The organism is Betaproteobacteria bacterium, from assembly GCA_016709965.1.
GTDB classification, from domain to species: Bacteria; Pseudomonadota; Gammaproteobacteria; order Burkholderiales; family Rhodocyclaceae; genus Azonexus; species Azonexus amarohabitans.
Genome location: JADJLT010000004.1, coordinates 41375 through 57652 on the forward strand (window position 1 = coordinate 41375; position 16278 = coordinate 57652).

Annotated in this window: 20 protein-coding genes; 14 read left to right on the top strand and 6 right to left on the bottom strand. The window is 56.2% G+C overall.

The window, feature by feature from the left end:
- Positions 1-20: 20 nt before the first annotated feature.
- From iscU to sulP, 12 genes are read left to right on the top strand one after another with little or no spacing between them, the layout of a single operon-like run.
- Complete coding sequence (gene iscU, locus IPJ12_13855; protein MBK7648207.1) at positions 21-404, top strand: Fe-S cluster assembly scaffold IscU; 384 nt, start codon at positions 21-23, stop codon at positions 402-404.
- A gap of 2 nt (positions 405-406) precedes the next feature.
- Complete coding sequence (iscA, locus tag IPJ12_13860) at positions 407-730, top strand: iron-sulfur cluster assembly protein IscA (protein ID MBK7648208.1); 324 nt, start codon at positions 407-409, stop codon at positions 728-730.
- Positions 730-1257 carry a Fe-S protein assembly co-chaperone HscB gene (hscB, locus tag IPJ12_13865; protein ID MBK7648209.1) on the top strand — a complete coding sequence of 176 codons (528 nt, stop codon included), beginning with the start codon at positions 730-732 and terminating at the stop codon, positions 1255-1257. The genes iscA and hscB overlap by 1 nt, the downstream gene beginning before the upstream one ends.
- A 2-nt stretch (positions 1258-1259) precedes the next feature.
- Positions 1260-3140: a Fe-S protein assembly chaperone HscA gene (gene hscA / locus IPJ12_13870; protein MBK7648210.1), complete on the top strand. Its 1881-nt coding sequence runs from the start codon at positions 1260-1262 to the stop codon at positions 3138-3140.
- Positions 3137-3481, top strand: coding sequence for an ISC system 2Fe-2S type ferredoxin (gene fdx / locus IPJ12_13875; protein ID MBK7648211.1), 345 nt, complete (start codon positions 3137-3139; stop codon positions 3479-3481). The genes hscA and fdx overlap by 4 nt, the downstream gene beginning before the upstream one ends.
- Positions 3478-3672, top strand: coding sequence for a Fe-S cluster assembly protein IscX (iscX, locus tag IPJ12_13880; protein ID MBK7648212.1), 195 nt, complete (start codon positions 3478-3480; stop codon positions 3670-3672). The genes fdx and iscX overlap by 4 nt, the downstream gene beginning before the upstream one ends.
- 6 nt (positions 3673-3678) lie before the next feature.
- Positions 3679-4074: a DUF2237 domain-containing protein gene (locus IPJ12_13885; protein MBK7648213.1), complete on the top strand. Its 396-nt coding sequence runs from the start codon at positions 3679-3681 to the stop codon at positions 4072-4074.
- A 1-nt stretch (position 4075) separates the two neighbouring features.
- On the top strand, positions 4076-4384 hold the full coding sequence (locus IPJ12_13890) for a YkgJ family cysteine cluster protein (protein MBK7648214.1): 309 nt from the start codon (positions 4076-4078) through the stop codon (positions 4382-4384).
- A gap of 27 nt (positions 4385-4411) precedes the next feature.
- Positions 4412-4636, top strand: coding sequence for a DUF2132 domain-containing protein (locus tag IPJ12_13895; GenBank protein ID MBK7648215.1), 225 nt, complete (start codon positions 4412-4414; stop codon positions 4634-4636).
- Positions 4636-4833, top strand: coding sequence for a hypothetical protein (locus tag IPJ12_13900; protein ID MBK7648216.1), 198 nt, complete (start codon positions 4636-4638; stop codon positions 4831-4833). Before IPJ12_13895 ends, IPJ12_13900 begins: the two co-directional genes overlap by 1 nt.
- A gap of 4 nt (positions 4834-4837) precedes the next feature.
- A complete protein-coding gene (locus IPJ12_13905) occupies positions 4838-5092 on the top strand; it encodes a hypothetical protein (protein ID MBK7648217.1) in 255 nt (84 codons plus the stop codon).
- Between the two features lie 16 nt (positions 5093-5108).
- Positions 5109-6833, top strand: a complete 1725-nt coding sequence (gene sulP / locus IPJ12_13910; protein MBK7648218.1) for a sulfate permease — start codon at positions 5109-5111, stop codon at positions 6831-6833.
- A 12-nt stretch (positions 6834-6845) separates the two neighbouring features.
- Here sulP and serB read toward each other — a convergent pair whose 3' ends face one another.
- The 6 genes from serB to mfd all read right to left on the bottom strand — a co-directional run bounded on the left by serB (position 6846) and on the right by mfd (position 14714).
- Entirely contained in the window at positions 6846-7691 is an 846-nt protein-coding gene (serB, locus tag IPJ12_13915; GenBank protein MBK7648219.1) for a phosphoserine phosphatase SerB, read from the bottom strand.
- Positions 7688-8923, bottom strand: a complete 1236-nt coding sequence (locus IPJ12_13920) for an AAA family ATPase (protein ID MBK7648220.1) — start codon at positions 8921-8923, stop codon at positions 7688-7690. Before IPJ12_13920 ends, serB begins: the two co-directional genes overlap by 4 nt.
- A 101-nt stretch (positions 8924-9024) precedes the next feature.
- Complete coding sequence (locus IPJ12_13925; protein MBK7648221.1) at positions 9025-9753, bottom strand: hypothetical protein; 729 nt, start codon at positions 9751-9753, stop codon at positions 9025-9027.
- A gap of 92 nt (positions 9754-9845) precedes the next feature.
- A complete protein-coding gene (locus tag IPJ12_13930; GenBank protein MBK7648222.1) occupies positions 9846-10043 on the bottom strand; it encodes a hypothetical protein in 198 nt (65 codons plus the stop codon).
- Between the two features lie 137 nt (positions 10044-10180).
- Positions 10181-11254, bottom strand: coding sequence for a 3-deoxy-7-phosphoheptulonate synthase (locus IPJ12_13935; GenBank protein ID MBK7648223.1), 1074 nt, complete (start codon positions 11252-11254; stop codon positions 10181-10183).
- Between the two features lies 1 nt (position 11255).
- The gene (gene mfd, locus IPJ12_13940) at positions 11256-14714 is read right to left on the bottom strand and encodes a transcription-repair coupling factor (GenBank protein MBK7648224.1); all 3459 of its coding nucleotides are present in this window, start codon (positions 14712-14714) and stop codon (positions 11256-11258) included.
- Between the two features lie 101 nt (positions 14715-14815).
- On the opposite strand from mfd, the gene IPJ12_13945 reads away from it, so the two are divergent.
- Complete coding sequence (locus IPJ12_13945; protein MBK7648225.1) at positions 14816-15592, top strand: type VI secretion system tube protein Hcp; 777 nt, start codon at positions 14816-14818, stop codon at positions 15590-15592.
- Between the two features lie 447 nt (positions 15593-16039).
- Positions 16040-16234 carry a hypothetical protein gene (locus IPJ12_13950; protein ID MBK7648226.1) on the top strand — a complete coding sequence of 65 codons (195 nt, stop codon included), beginning with the start codon at positions 16040-16042 and terminating at the stop codon, positions 16232-16234.
- Positions 16235-16278: the final 44 nt, after the last annotated feature.

A 16278-nucleotide genomic window follows, 5' to 3' on the forward strand; every position in this document is an offset into this window, starting at 1 on the left:
GAAATTCAAGGAGAATTAACATGAGCTATAGCGTAAAAGTCATTGATCACTATGAGAATCCACGTAACGTCGGTTCATTCGGCAAGGAAGATGATGGCGTTGGTACCGGCATGGTCGGCGCCCCGGCATGCGGCGACGTAATGAAGTTGCAGATCAAAGTGAACAAGGCAGGCGTGATTGAGGACGCCAAATTCAAGACCTACGGATGCGGATCGGCCATTGCTTCGTCGTCGTTGGTCACTGAGTGGGTCAAGGGCAAAACGGTTGATCAGGCGCTGTCGATCAAAAATACTGAAATCGCTGAAGAACTAGCCCTTCCGCCGGTTAAAATTCACTGTTCGATTCTGGCCGAGGATGCCATCAAGGCAGCCGTGGCCGATTACAAGAAGAAGCACGGAGAATAAGCATGGCAGTCACCTTGAGCGACAAGGCGGCACAACACGTCGCCAACTTCCTGACCAAACGCGGCAAAGGCATTGGCCTTCGCCTCGGCGTACGGACTAGCGGCTGTTCAGGCATGGCTTACAAGCTGGAATTCGTCGACGAGGTGAATCCTGACGATCTGGTCTTCGAACACAACGGCGTAAAGGTGATCGTTGACGCCAAAAGCATGCCTTACCTTGACGGGATGGAACTCGATTTCACCCGCGAGGGATTGAATGAGGGCTTCAAGTTCAACAACCCGAACGTCAAGGATCAGTGCGGCTGCGGCGAATCGTTTAACGTCTGATGGATTTTCGAGCCGACCACTTCTCCCTTTTTGGGCTGAATCGGGCTTTTCGGCTCGATTTGTCAGATCTTGATTCTCGCTATCGCGATATTCAGGCCCAGGTGCATCCGGATCGGTTTGTCAATGCTGGGGATGCTGAGCGTCGGCTTTCCATGCAGTGGGCTACCCATGCGAACGAGGCTTATCAAACACTGAAGAAACCGCTGGAACGGGCCAAGTACCTGCTGCATCTGGCCGGTCATGATATTCAGGCGGAAAGCAATACCGCCATGCCGGCTGATTTTCTGATTGAGCAGATGGAATGGCGCGAGGCGGTGATGGAAGCGCGCGATGGCGGTGATCACCACGAGTTGGAGCGTCTTCACAACCGCTTGCGTGGTGACATCAATGGCCGTTATGACGAACTGGGGCAGTTGATTGACGACTCAGGGGATCTCGCCTTGGCGACAGACCGTGTTCGCCGGCTGATGTTTCTGGAAAAACTTTTGCACGAAATCGACGACGCGCTGGCGTCGCTGGAAGAATAAAAATGGCTCTGTTTCAAATCGCCGAACCCGGCGAATCAGCGGCACCGCACGAGCACAAACTCGCTATCGGTATCGATCTTGGCACGACTAATTCGCTGGTTGCCACCGTACGCAGTGGCATCGCCGTCTGCCTTAACGATGATCAGGGTCGCCCGCTGCTGCCTTCAGTGGTCCGCTACCACGCCGATGGCACGACCGAAGTCGGCTATGACGCCCAGACCAAGCAGGCAGTTGATCCGCACAACACGATAGTTTCGGTCAAACGCTTCATGGGGCGTGGGCTGAAGGATATTTCGCATGTCGAATCGATGCCCTACGATTTTATTGAAGCGCCAGGCATGGTCAAGGTCAAGACGATTGCTGGGATCAAGAGCCCGGTAGAAGTCTCGGCAGAAATTCTGAAAAGCCTCAAATTGCGTGCCGAAGCTGCCTTGGGTGACGATCTGGTAGGTGCTGTGATTACCGTTCCTGCCTATTTCGACGATGCGCAACGTCAGGCCACCAAGGATGCCGCTCGTCTGGCCGGCCTCAATGTTCTGCGCCTGCTCAACGAACCGACTGCCGCCGCTATCGCCTACGGCTTGGATAATGCGTCGGAAGGCGTCTATGCCGTCTATGATTTGGGCGGTGGCACATTCGATATCTCGATTCTGAAGCTAACCAAGGGCGTTTTTGAAGTGATGTCCACTGGCGGCGACTCCGCCCTCGGTGGCGACGATTTCGACCACCGTATTTTCTGCTGGGTTATCGAGCAGGCCAAGTTGCAGCCGCTCTCGCCAGAAGATGGCCGTCTCTTGATGATGCGCTGCCGCGAAGCGAAGGAATACCTGACCAACCACCCGGAAGCACAGATTACGGTGCGCCTGACCTCTGGCGAAATGGTCGACATCAAGTTGGATGTCGCAACTTTTGCCGAGATCGCCCAGACGCTGATCTCGAAGACCATGCAACCGGTCAAGAAAGCCTTGCGCGATGCCGGCCTGCGTGCCGACGACGTCAAGGGGGTGGTTATGGTCGGTGGATCAACCCGCATGCCACAGGTTCAGAAGGCGGTCGGCGATTTCTTCCGTCAGGAGCCTCTGACAAATCTCGATCCGGACAAAGTAGTGGCGCTCGGCGCTGCTACGCAAGCCAATCTGTTAGTCGGTAACAAGACGGGCAAGGATGACTGGCTGCTGCTCGATGTGATTCCGCTATCGCTGGGCTTGGAAACCATGGGGGGGCTGACCGAAAAGGTCATTCCACGCAATTCCACCATTCCGACAGCGCGCGCGCAGGAATTTACGACTTTCAAGGATGGACAGACGGCAATGGCCATCCATGTCGTCCAAGGCGAGCGCGAACTGGTCAGTGACTGCCGTTCCCTGGCTCGTTTTGAGCTGCGCGGTATTCCGCCGATGGTGGCCGGTGCAGCACGTATTCGCGTAACTTTTCAGGTTGATGCCGATGGTTTGCTTTCGGTGGCCGCGCGCGAGCAGACAACAGGTGTCGAATCCAGCGTGACGGTCAAGCCGTCCTACGGGCTGTCTGATGACGAAATCGCTGGCATGCTCAAGGATTCGATGGAGCATGCCAAGGACGATGCAATCAATCGCGCGCTGAAGGAAGCCATTGTCGAAGGGCAGCGCATGATCGAAGCCACCGAAGCGGCAATGAAGGAAGATCCTCATCTGTTGAATGAAGCAGAGACAGCCAAGATCAAGGCCACAATCGCCAAGTTGGCCGAAACGATGAGAGGCGAAAATCGCCGCCAGATCAATATCGCCATGGATGACCTCGGCTTCGAAACACAGGCCTTTGCCCATCGCCGTATGGATCAAAGCATCAAAAAGGTGTTGTCCGGCCGCAATGTGGACGACATCAAAATGGGAGAAGACGCATGACACAAATAATTGTGCTGCCGCATGTTGAATTGTGCCCGGATGGCGCGGTGATTGATGCGGAAGAGGGCAAGTCGATCTGCGAAAATCTACTGGCCAATGAGATCGAACTCGATCACGCCTGCGAAATGTCCTGCGCTTGCACCACCTGCCATGTCATCGTTCGTGAAGGCTTCAACTCACTCGAAGCCGCAGAGGACATTGAAGAAGACTTGCTGGACAAGGCTTGGGGCCTGGAACCCAATTCGCGTCTGGGATGTCAGGCAATCGTGCGGTCAACGCCGTTAACGGTCGAAATTCCGAAATACAGTATCAACATGGCGAAGGAGGGCCACCGCAAATGAAATGGACTGACATCAACGATATCGCCATCGAGTTAACCGATGCCCATCCAGACAAAGACCCGTTGAAGATCAATTTTGTCGATCTGCGCGACTGGGTTATGGTCTTGCCTGGATTCAATGACGACCCCAAACATTGTGGCGAAAAGATTCTCGAAGCCATCCAGCAAGCCTGGATTGACGAAGTCGCCTAGTCACCCATGAAGTTTCGCGAGATCCCCGGCAGCGGCAGCCAACTCAACGTGCTGGGTGGCCCGCTGATGACCTGTAGCGACAACCCGGTCACCGGATTTCTCCGGGACGGTTGCTGTAATACTTCGGAAGATGACTTTGGCAGCCATACGATCTGTGTGGTGCTGACCGAGGAATTCCTCGCCTATTCGAAGGCAGCCGGTAACGATTTGTCTACGCCGCGTCCGGAATTCGGTTTTTCCGGCCTCAAGGCCGGACAGCGCTGGTGCCTTTGTGCCGCTCGCTGGCTTCAGGCATATATTGCCGGCAAGGCCCCCAAGGTTTCGCTGAACTCGACCAATCAGGCCGCTCTCGAAATCGTATCGCTTGACCAGTTGAAGCAACACGCAGTCGATCTGCACTGAGATGTTGCGTTCCAGTCAGATTATCTTTCAGGAATCCCCCAAAGACATTTCCTGTGATAGCTGCGCTGCCTGCTGCTGTCAGCTTGAAGTCATGCTGATGGACGGCGATGATGTGCCTGGCCGGTTTTCAACGCAGGACGAGTGGGGTGGCTGGGTCATGCGACGGCTGGACGACGGCTGGTGCGCGGCGCTTGATCGTGACACCATGCGCTGTACCATTTACGAGCGCCGGCCGGATAATTGCCGGGTGTTTGAAATGGGAGATAGCGAATGTCAGAACGAGCGGCGCCTTTTTTACACGCCCGTCTGAATCCGGCAACTGACGAAAACCAATAACATGTCCGAAAAACAAGCCAACAACCCGCTTCATGGCCTGACGCTGGAGACGATCCTCAATCGGCTGGTCGCTCAATATGGCTGGGCTGAATTAGGCCAGATTATCGATATCCGTTGTTTCAATCTTGATCCGAGCGTCGCTTCCAGCCTGAAATTTCTGCGCCGTACGCTTTGGGCGCGTGAAAAGGTTGAAGCTCTCTATATTTCTACTGAATTTGACTCGTAATGACCTACGAAGAACATCTCGACGAAGTGACCACACTGATCACTGAAAAATACGATATCGACGATCAATCCGCGATCAAGATGGTGATGCGCGCCCAGGCCGATGACTTTTTTTCCGGTCACGATGATGATCCAAAGATTTGTACGCTGGATCGGGCCCATCTCGACGCCAAAGCTGTTTTCAAGAAATACAAGTAAGCAGATGCGCTCAACCCGCGCCACTGCCGCTGTCGCCCGTCTTAATCAGCGTAGCGAAGGTCGCACCTATCTGATGGTAATGACTGGTGATGGCAAGTTTGTCCTGCGAGAAAAGCTGGATGCTGGTGAAAAGGACGCCTCCGAAGCGCTACCGCTTGATGAATTCGTCCGCCTGGTTAACGGGACAGGGCCTCAAAGCGTGCCGCGGATGACGAAAAACGATGTGGCTTTTGCCCGGCAGTTGGTCAGGAAAACCTGAATCTGCGGCGAGACGCATGCTTTCGAAACTGATTCCTGATTGGCTGATAAATTACCCCAAGGAAAAGCTGGGTGCCGATGTCTCGGCCGGGCTGATCGTCACCATTCTGGTCATTCCTCAGAGCCTGGCCTATGCGCTACTGGCCGGCCTGCCGCCGCAGCTCGGCCTGTATGTCAGCATTTTTCCGGTCATTGCCTACGCCCTGTTGGGTAGCAGCATGGTCCAGGCGGTCGGGCCGGTTGCGATCACGGCGATCATGACCTACTCGGTGCTCAGCCCGCTGGCGCTACCTGGTTCGCCGGACTATATCGTGCTGGCGGCAGTGGTTTCGCTGCTATCCGGCGTGATGTTGCTGGCTTGCGGAGTGTTGCGTCTCGGATTCCTGTCGCAATTGTTGAGTCGGCCAGTCATCAGCGGCTTTATCTCCGGATCTGCCGTGTTGATCATCATCAGCCAGATGAAATACCTCCTCGGCGTTGCCCCTCACGGGGCCAGTAGCGGCGAAATGCTGCTCGACTTGATGCGCAAGTTGCCACAGGTGCATCTGCCGACGCTGATAATTGGGCTGCTGGCATTGTGCGTTTTAGCCATTGTCCGACTTGCCCTGGCTGGCTGGCTGGTCAAGGCTGGCTTGGGTGCAGGGCGGGCCGCTTTTATCGTGCGCTTGATGCCGCTGGTTGTGGTTGCCATCGGAACGCTGGCCGTGATCCAGTTCGATCTTGACCATGGGCATGGTGTTGCCGTCGTCGGCTCGGTGGTTTCGGGTCTGCCCGGTTTCAATTTCTTCATGCCCGGCCTCGATACCATGCACCGATTGATGCTGCCGGCTTTTGTCATGATGCTGATCGGCATGGTGCAGAGCATCACCATGGCGCAGGCATTGGCTATCAAGCGGCGCGAGCGGATTGACGCCAATGCAGAATTGGTCGGCCTGGGTGCCGCCAATGTGGTGGCCTCTTTTTATGGAGGCATGCCGGTCGGTGGTGGTCTGTCGCGCTCGGCGATTAACGTTGCGGCTGGCGCTCAGACGCCGCTGGCCAGTCTGGTTTCAGCGCTGGCCATGATCGGCGTGGTCGCTGGCGCTGCGCAGTGGTTCGAGCGCCTGCCGCTGGCCGTGCTGGCCGCCAGCATCACCATGGCAGCGCTGTCGATGATCGATTTTCGTGCCTTGCGCCAGGCCTGGGCCTATGACCGTGCCGATGCCTTGGCTCTTCTATGCACAGCGGGCGGCGTACTGGTGTTCGGACTGGAGGCGGGGATAGGCATGGGTATCGTGCTCTCGATGGCGACCTTGCTGTATCGCGTCAGTACGCCGCATATTGCTGTCGTCGGCCGAGTGCCGGGGACGGAGCACTTCCGCAACGTTGCTCGCTACGAGGTGGAGACGTTGCCCGGCGTACTCTTCGTGCGCATCGATGAGCGTCTGTTTTTCGGCAATCTGGGTGCGGTTGAGCAGCGCCTGAACCAGGAGCTGGAGCTTATCGCCGCGCCACACGATCTTGTGCTGGTGATGAGCGGCGTGAACTTGCTGGATACGACCGCGGTCGATGTCTTTGCCGAACTGAATCAGGACCTTGCCGAGCGGGGTATTCGCTTACACCTCGCCGAAGTCAGGGGGCCGGTCCAGGACCGACTGAAGAAATCAGTGCTGTGGCGCGAGTTGACCGGCGAAGTTTTTCTGTCGGCCAATGCAGCGTTTAAAAAGCTTGCGCCACCCGGCATCTGGAGCCCGGAAATCTAGATTTTTGCTGATTTATTCGCTGTCGAACATATTGAGCAGCGAATCCAGCCCGCCGAAATTGATGGCCACGTCCGCCTTGGCGCGAGTCGCCGGCTTGGCGCGGAAAGCGACCGAAAGCCCGGCCTGGGCCATCATCATCAGGTCGTTGGCGCCATCCCCGCAGGCGATGACCTGCTCCTTCTTGAGACCCAGTTCATCGGTCAGGCGGGCGATGTGATGTGCTTTTGCGGCGGCGTCAACAATGTCGCCAACAACACGGCCGGTCAGCTTGCCACCGGAAATCTCCAGTTCATTCGAGGTTGCGAAATCAAAACCGAGTTCGATGCGCAGGCGCTCGGTGAAATAGGTGAAGCCACCCGAGAGAATGGCGGTGCGCAGGCCGGCGTTCTGGCAGGCTTCGAGCAGCTCGCGGGCGCCGGGTGACAGTAGGAGGCGTTCGCCGAAGACGCGAGCCAGCACACGGGCATCCAGGCCAGCAAGCAGCGCCAGGCGCTGGCGCAGGCTTTCGCGGTAATCAATTTCGCCACGCATGGCCGCTTCGGTGACAGCCGATACTTCTGCTTTCTTGCCGGCGAAATCGGCCAGTTCGTCAATGCACTCGATGGTAATCAGCGTCGAATCCATGTCGAAACAGATCAGGCCGAAATCGGACAGTTTTTTACCGGATTCGACAAAAGCCCAGTCAAGTTTTTCGGCTTCGATCATTGGAATCAGTGCGTCGAATTCCAATGTGCGACTTGCATCGTTCAGTCGAACGACTTGCGGTGGGCGAGGTTCAACCGCCGCGGCGCCGGTCGCGGCAACGATACGTTCGAGCAGAAAGGTGGGAAGGGCGCCGCCCTGAATAATCAGATTCATTTTGCGATGGATTCCTTGATCAGTCTGACGGCGCTTTCGGCATCATCCGATTCCAGCAGGCTTTGCTGGATGCGGGCCGGACTGAGGGTTTTTTCTGGATATTGGCTGGTGACCTCGTCGGCAAGCTGCGTGGCGTCGGGGTAAAAACGCAGGAACATGGTACGCAACTGCTGGCCGGTGGCATTGCTCAGTTCGACCGTCATGTCGATACGGCCAGGACGAATCAGCGCGCGGTCCAGTTTTTCGATATGGTTGGTGGTCAGAAAAACGATGCGGCCTTCCTGGGCCGCGACGCCATCAATGGCATTGAGCAGGCCGCTGAAGCTGACTTCGATACGGTTATCCTGCTTGTCTCGGGCGACGAAGAAAGCGTCGATGTCTTCGATCAGGATCAGCGAGCGCGGCGGGGTTTTTTGCAGCAAGTCGGCAATGCTCTGGTCGTTCAGCTTCGGGTTGGTTAGCGACACCGCGCACAGCTTGAGATGCTGTTCGCCAGCCAGTGCGTAGGCGAAGCTGGTCTTGCCGGTACCCGGCGGACCGTAGAGCAGGTAGCCGCGGCGCCAGGGAATGCCGAGGTCGGCGTACCACTGCCGACGCTGGAAAAACTCCTGGACGTCGCTGATCAGTTGCTGCGCTGTCTCGCCTTCAAGAATGACCGAGTTGATCTGCCGGCGCGGCCGCGAGTCGGCCAGATTCCACGATTCACCCCAGCGATCGATCGAATAAATCATCGTATGGTCGGCCAGGCGCGCATAGGCGCGGCGCATGACGTCTTCGAGCATTTGCTCGAGCAGGCGGCGCGAGGCAAACAGGGCGCTGATCTTGACCGTCTCGATGACCTGCAGGTTCATCGAGATGTCGCGCTCGATCCACATCGGCCGGCCGCCATACCAGAACAGATGAAAACCCGGCGCCGGGCTGTAGAGCAGGCGGGGCAGGCCCTCCGGCGTTTCATCCTCAAGGTCTTCCTTGTTGCCCTGAATGACGGTGAACAGCCGGCTGTTGCGCCCGTAGGGCAGTTCATTCAGCCAGGCGATGTAGGCATTGAACAGATCGTTGCGCGAGTCGATCACGGCGGTGACGACGACGGCCCGCTTGGCGTAGTTCCACAAGGTCAGCGGCAGATTGCGCAGCGAAGCGAGGATCAGCCCCATCAGGCCCAGCACCAGACCGCCAGCGACGACCTGATTCTGGAACTGTTCGCGGATCGCGTTGCTGATTAGCTCAAGCATGCATTATTTCGTTCTTGAGCAAAATTTCCGGTTGACCGTAGCATGATCTGGAAAACCCTAGAAATGAATATGGATTGCTATAATAAAAATATTAATTTTTATTATAGTTTATCGCATACTATTTCTAGTATCTTCGTGGCTATTGTGTCCGGTGGGACTCGCTGCCAAGTAGTGGGTGTTTGATCAAAAAACATGGTGTCACCAGAAGTGTTTAATTTCGAGTGCAGTGACATTTGCAGAATGTGCATCGAGTCACCTTGGCAGTCAAATTCGTTCAGATACCTTCCCGATCGGTATGGCTTTTCATTCAAATATTGAGTAGATTTGTAATTGGTATTTACCCAGATAGATGCAAGATGCCCGTCGGCTCGAATTGAGTTTCGATCTATAAATATCGTTTTGATTTTATCGTCTTGTATTATTTCTTTTTTTTGTTTTCGTTGATTGCACGCAAAGCTTGCCAGTTTGGCCTCAAAGGTATTTGCGTTTATGACTTCCCACTCGCTTGAGGCATCAGACTGAAGCATAGGGCTTCCCCGTGCTAGAGGCAGTTTGAAGATTGCAATTTGCAACATTCGTCGTTTATTTTTCTCACAGTCATATTCTGCTTTTATTGCCATTGAAAGATGTTGGTGGCCATCGAATGTTCGTGTCGTTTTGTAATCTAGAACATCTGTCATAGTTGCCCGATATCCAATTTTATTTATTGTTGATCTTTCGGCATATAGGGTTCCTTGATCATCATCATTTATCGGAACAAGTTCGGCCAAACAATTTGTTCCAAATAAAAACGCAATTAAAATTATAGTTAAGTGTTTCATATTGTCCATTCAGACATATATAGGCGGCAAAAAAATAGAGGTTAGACCCTGCTTTTTTATGCTTGGCAAATGAATAGGGACTAACCCATATTGCTCAAGGGTTATGCCTTTACAAGCTTGGCGATCTCTCGCTTGAGTTCAGCACCAACATGTAGCCCCCGCGTATAACTGGCTGCATGCGTATTGTGGGGCGCTTGCTCGTGTTCTCGACTATCAAGTAGCCCATCAGCCACACCTTTCTTGAATGAAAGACCATGACCATGCGGAATATCAGGAACTTGAATTTGAATAGTTTTCATCATATGTTCCAGCCCCTGTTGTTTTAGGCCGCTATTTCACCGCGTTGTCGATGCATCAGCTCAAGAAGGAATTCCGATTGTTGATTTTGGCCAATAATCCGCGTTGACCGCAGCAATCTCTGCATGAGTCCAAGGGGTCAGGCCAGCCGTTCCGGCAAAATGTCGCGCAGCAGGATGGCGGCGTCGCGGATCATCTTTTCCGTGGTGTCCCAATCGACGCAGCCATCGGTGACCGAGCAGCCGTATTTCAGTTGCGAGAGGTCAGCCGGGATGGACTGGTTGCCGGCTTCGATGTTGGATTCGATCATCACGCCGAGCAGCGACTTGTTGCCGAGGCGGACCTGATTGACGATGTCGGCCATGACCAGCGGTTGCAGCTCCGGCTTCTTGAAGCTGTTGGCGTGCGAGCAATCGACGACGATGTTATGCGGCAACTTGGCCTTGGTCAGCGCCTGTTCGACCATAGCGACTGAGACGGTGTCGTAGTTCGGACGGCCATCGCCACCACGCAGTACGATGTGGCCATAGCCGTTGCCCTTGGTGCGGACGATGGCGACGCGGCCCTGCTCGGTCAGGCCGAGGAATGAGTGCGGCTTGGAAGCAGAGAGGATGGCGTTAACCGCTACGCTGAGATCGCCGCTGGTGCCGTTCTTGAAGCCGACCGGCGTGGACAGGCCGGAAGACATTTCACGGTGGGTCTGCGATTCGGTCGTGCGGGCGCCGATGGCGGTCCAGGTAATGAGGTCGCCGTAGTATTGCGGTGCATTCGGGTCGAGCGCTTCGGTGCCAGTGGGCAGGCCGATTTCAGCCACTTGCAGCAGAAATTCGCGAGCCTTTTGCATGCCGATGTCGATGCGGAAGCTGTCGTCCATAAACGGGTCGTTGATGTAACCCTTCCAGCCGACGGTGGTGCGCGGCTTTTCGAAATAAACGCGCATGATGATCTGCAGCGTATCGCCGACTTCATCGGACAGTTTCTTTAGTCGGCGGGCGTAATCCAGGCCGGCGACCGGGTCGTGGATGGAGCAGGGTCCGACGACGACAAACAGGCGATGATCCTTGCGATCCAGAATCTTGCGCAGCAGGTTGCGACCGTGGGTAACTGTTCGGGCAGCCTTGTCGGAGATGGGCAGCCGGGCGTGAATCTCTTCCGGCGTTGGCATCGTGTCGAAGGCCGTAACGTTTACGTTTTCAATGTTTTGGGTCGTCATATTAGTTTGTCAGCTGGCGAATCATGTCTTTTACTGCGGCAACCTTGTCGTTCAGGGTCGGGCAGTGGCGGAGAAGGGAAATTTTATCCTGTCCTGCTAATTTAAAGCTGCGGTTTTTCTGAATCAAATTAATGATCTTAATCGGTTCGATAGGCGGGTTCTTGGCGAACTCGGGGCTGAACTGCAGCGTGATCTGGTCATTGGTGGCGTCCAGCTTCTGGATGCACAGCGGTTTGACCAGCAGGCGGAGGCGGTGGGTGGCGAGCAGGGATTGCGCTTGCAGCGGCAACTCGCCGAAGCGGTCGATCAGTTCTTCCTGCAGGGCGTCGATGTCGTCGGCGCTTTCGCCATTGGCCAGGCGCTTGTAGAGCGTCAGGCGCTCGTGGACATCGGGGCAATAGCCGTCGGGTAGTAGGGCGGGCGTACGCAGGTTGATTTCGGTGCCGATACCAAGCGGCTGGGTCAGATCGACGGCAGCCAGGTGTTTGCCCTGCTTGAGCGCCGCGACGGCGCGATTAAGCATGTCGGCGTACATGTTGAAGCCGACTTCCTGCATTTCGCCGGACTGGTTATCGCCAAGCACTTCGCCAGCGCCGCGGATTTCCAGATCGTGCATGGCGAGGAAGAAGCCGGAACCCAGTTCCTCCATGGCCTGAATGGCTTCCAGGCGCATTCGGGCCTGCTTGGTCAGGGCCTTTTCGTCCTGCACCAGCAAGTAGGCGTAGGCCTGGTGGTGCGAACGGCCGACGCGGCCGCGTAGCTGATGCAACTGGGCGAGGCCGAACTTTTCGGAGCGGTTGATCAGGATGGTGTTGGCGTGCGGGTTGTCGATGCCGGTTTCGATAATGGTCGTGCACAGCAGCACATTGGCGCGCTGGCCGGTGAAGTCGCGCATGACTCGCTCCAGCTCGCGCTCATTCATCTGGCCGTGGCCAATGACGATACGGGCTTCGGGCACCAGCTTGGCCAATTTTTCCTGCATGTTTTCGATGGTGTCGACTTCGTTGTGCAGGAAGTAAACCTGGCCGCCGCGCTTCAGTTCGCGCAGCACGGCTTCGCGGATGATGCCGTCGGAGAAATTGCTGACGAAGGTCTTGATGGCCAGGCGTTTCTGCGGTGCGGTGGCGATCACCGAGAAGTCGCGCAGGCCTTCCATGCTCATTGCCAGTGTGCGTGGGATGGGCGTGGCGGTCAGGGTCAGGACATCGACCTCTGCGCGCATGGCTTTCAATGTTTCCTTCTGGCGAACGCCGAAACGGTGCTCCTCATCAATGACCACCAGGCCGAGGCGATTGAACTTGACGTCCTTGCCGATCAGCTTGTGCGTGCCAATGATGATGTCGATCTTGCCGTCAGCCAGATCTTTCAACGCTTGCGCCGATTCCTTGGCGGTCTTGAAACGGGAGATTTCGGCGATCTTGACTGGCCAGTCGGCGAAGCGGTCAGCGAAGGTCTGGTAATGCTGTTCACAAAGCAGGGTGGTCGGGCACAGCACGGCCACCTGCTTGCCGCCGGCCACCGCGCAGAAGGCGGCGCGCAGGGCGACTTCGGTCTTGCCGAAGCCGACGTCACCGCACACCAGACGATCCATCGGCTTGCCGGAGCGCATGTCTTCGATGACGGCGGCAATGGCCGTTGCCTGGTCGTTGGTTTCCTCGAAGCCAAAACCGTCGGCGAAAGCTTCGTAGTCGTTTTCCTCAAATGCAAAGGCATGGCCCTCGCGGGCAGCGCGGGCAGCATACAGTGCCAGCAGTTCGGCCGCGGTGTCGTGCGCCTGTTCGGCAGCCTTGCGCTTGGCCTTTTCCCACTGTCCGGAGCCGAGGGTATGCAACGGCGCACTTTCCGGGTCGGCGCCGGAATAGCGGGAGATGACGTGCAACTGGGCGACCGGTACGAAGAGCTTGGCTTCGTTGGCGTAGTGCAGTTCGAGGAATTCCTGCTCGCCGAGGCCGAGGTCCATGCGCACCAGGCCGAGGTAACGGCCAATGCCGTGGCTTTCATGGACGACGGGGTCGCCGACCTTGAGTTCGGCCAGATCCTTCAGCCAGTTGTCGAAGGTGGCTTTTTTCTGGGATTCGCGTCGCGTGCGGCGCGGCGACCCGGCGAATAGTTCGGTTTCGGTGATGAAGGTGAGCTTGTCCAGCGCGAAACCGGCATGCAGCGGGCCAATACCGAGGGCGACCTTGCTGTCGCCAGTCAGGAAACCGGCCAGATCGGCGCTGGTCTCCGGTTTCAGGCCGTGTTCGGCGAACATGGCAGCCAGTGTTTCCCGTCGGCCAGCGGTTTCGGCGACCAGCAGCACACGGCCGGGGAAGCTTGCGAGATAGGTTTTCAGCGCGCCAATCGGGTCGTCGCTTCTACGGTCAACGGCAATATTGGGCAGTTTTCCGGAAGAGTTTTCATTTTTGGCCAAAAATCCCAGTCGACCGTAGGATTTGGCTGCAGTGAAGAAGGCTTCGTCAGTCAGGAACAATTCTTCCGGCGGCAGCAGTGGTCGGGACTTGTCGCCCTGCAGCATGTTGTAGCGCGAGCGGGTGTCGCTCCAGAAGGCGGCGATGGCGCCCGGCGCGTCACCATGAGTGGCGAAAATGGCGTCCTTCGGCAGGTAGTCGAAGATGCTGGCCATTTCGTCAAAGAACAGCGGCAGGTAGTACTCGATACCAGCGCTGGCAATGCCGGTGGAAATGTCCTTGTAGATGCCCGATTTGGCCGGGTCGCCCTCGAAACGCTCGCGGAAAGCCTGACGGAAATGCGTGCGACCCTTGTCGTCCATCGGGAATTCGCGTGCCGGCAAGAGGCGGACTTCGGGCACCGGGTAAACCGTGCGCTGGGTGTCCACGTCAAAGGTCTTGATGCTTTCGATCTCGTCATCGAACAGGTCAAGGCGGTAGGGCAGTTGCGAGCCCATCGGGAAGAGGTCGATCAGCCCGCCGCGGATCGAGTATTCGCCGGGCGAAACGACCTGCGTCACATGCGCGTAGCCGGCCAGCGTGACCTGGCTGCGGAATTTCTCGGCATCCAGCTTCTGCACCTTCTTGAACTCGAAGGTGTAGGCGGCCATGAATTCCGGCGGCGCCAGCCGGTTGACCGCGGTCGAGGCAGGTACGAGCAGGATATCGACCTGGCCCTGCAAGGTGGACCACAAGGTTGCGAGGCGCTCTGAAACAAGATCCTGATGCGGTGAAAAATGGTCGTAAGGCAGCGTTTCCCAGTCTGGCAACTGACGGACGCGCAGATTCGGGGCGAACCAGGGGATTTCATCGAGCAGGCGTTGGGCATCGGCGGCACTGGCGGTGATGACAGCGAGCAGTTTTCCGGTGTTGCGACCGGCGATTTCGGCCAGTGCCAAGGCGTCGGAAGACCCGGCCAGCGATGGTAGATCGATGCGGGCGCCAGGCTTGGGTAAGGGGGGGAAGGAAAGCAGGTGGATTGAGTTCGGCACTGGTGCGCTGTACGGCATGGCGGGGGACGGATTATAACTTTTTCGCGTCGCGAACTTTTTCGAAAAATATTTGTTTAAACAGGATGTCATCCAGATTACGATGACAATGTGACTAAACTATGCCAGCGGGTTGGCCGTCATGTTTCGTTTGTTTCCTTTCCTTTCCAGGTATTTCATCCAGCAAATCCGGAGATCTCATGAAAGTCGCTCAATTCTCACGCAGCAAACTCCTTCCCCTTTTTTCATGTCTGGCGCTGTTTGGCACTAGCCTGCCAGCGACAGCAGCGAACGATTATTTTCTTAAATTCGATGGCATCAATGGTAGTAGCGTGGTTAAAGGCCATGAAAAGGCCATTGAGTTCAATTCCTTCGACTGGGGTGTATCCATTGCACGCTCGCCGATTGGTGGCGGTGGTGGTGGCGGCAAACCTGTCTTCAGTGATTTTTCGTGGACTCAGACGCTGGATAACAGCGTGACGGGGTTGTTCAATAGCGCGGTCAGCGGAAAGGCAATCAAAAACGCTGTCGTGGATTTTGTTGCCACAGGACAGAATCCGCAAACCTATTTCCGCATGACCTTTGATAACGTTTTTTTGACCTTCCTTGATTATTCCGGAAGCAGTGGCGGCCCCATTGAACTCGATGGCGGTTTTACTTACGACAAGGTGAAGCTGGAGTATTGGGCGCAGGACAAGACTGGAAAATTCGTTCCGTCGGGAACAGCATCTTACGACCTGCTCTCAGGCAAAGGGTCAGTTTCGGCTGTCGCAGCGCTTTTCTCTCAAGGGCTTGCCGGTCCGCAGGCTGCAATGGTTCCCGAACCGGAAACCTACGCGATGTTCCTGGCTGGACTCGGCTTGATGGGTGTCATTGCCCGGCGGCGGGTTGGCGTTTGAGTACGGATCGATTGCTTGGTGGATGCTACGGTCAACCGGAAAAAACAGGGAAAAATGAAAAGCCGGGGTAACCCGGTTTTTCATTTTCTGCCAGTACACGTTTTCCGCTTGTCAGGCTGCCCTGGCTTATCAGGTAAAATGCCGAAGGCGTATGCCGAGGTGATATGATGCCGCCGGACTAAAGTTATTGGGTGTTTCAAAATGAATGATGTCCATCGTTAGTGAGAAACGAGCTGGTCGAGAACGACGCACGGCGTCTGGTCGACCGCCGTCAGGCATAAGGGAGCGGCGCACGGACGACAGGCGGCAAACGATCGTTTCGGAAATTCCGTTTGTCGTATGGGTCAGGCATTTCGCTGCTTTTCAGCGTCAAATAATTTCAAGGAACCGTGAGTCGTCAACCGGTGTCTCTACCGCACCGGCTGATGACGAAGGCAAGAAATGAATATGGACTCAAATTTGAACAACGAGCGCCGCAAGCGTGAGCAACGGCGTCATGTCGATCTTGGGCCGCCGTCCGGCATCGGTGAAAGACGCATCAACATCGAACGTCGTGTGTTCAACCTCGACTTCAATAGCGGCGAGCAGTGGTTCTCCCACCCGCAGCAGGGTGCTGCAGGCAAGGGAACCACCAGTCACTGATGATTGCCGGGTTTAAGCGGTCTGCCTGGCTTTCTTTGAGGTGT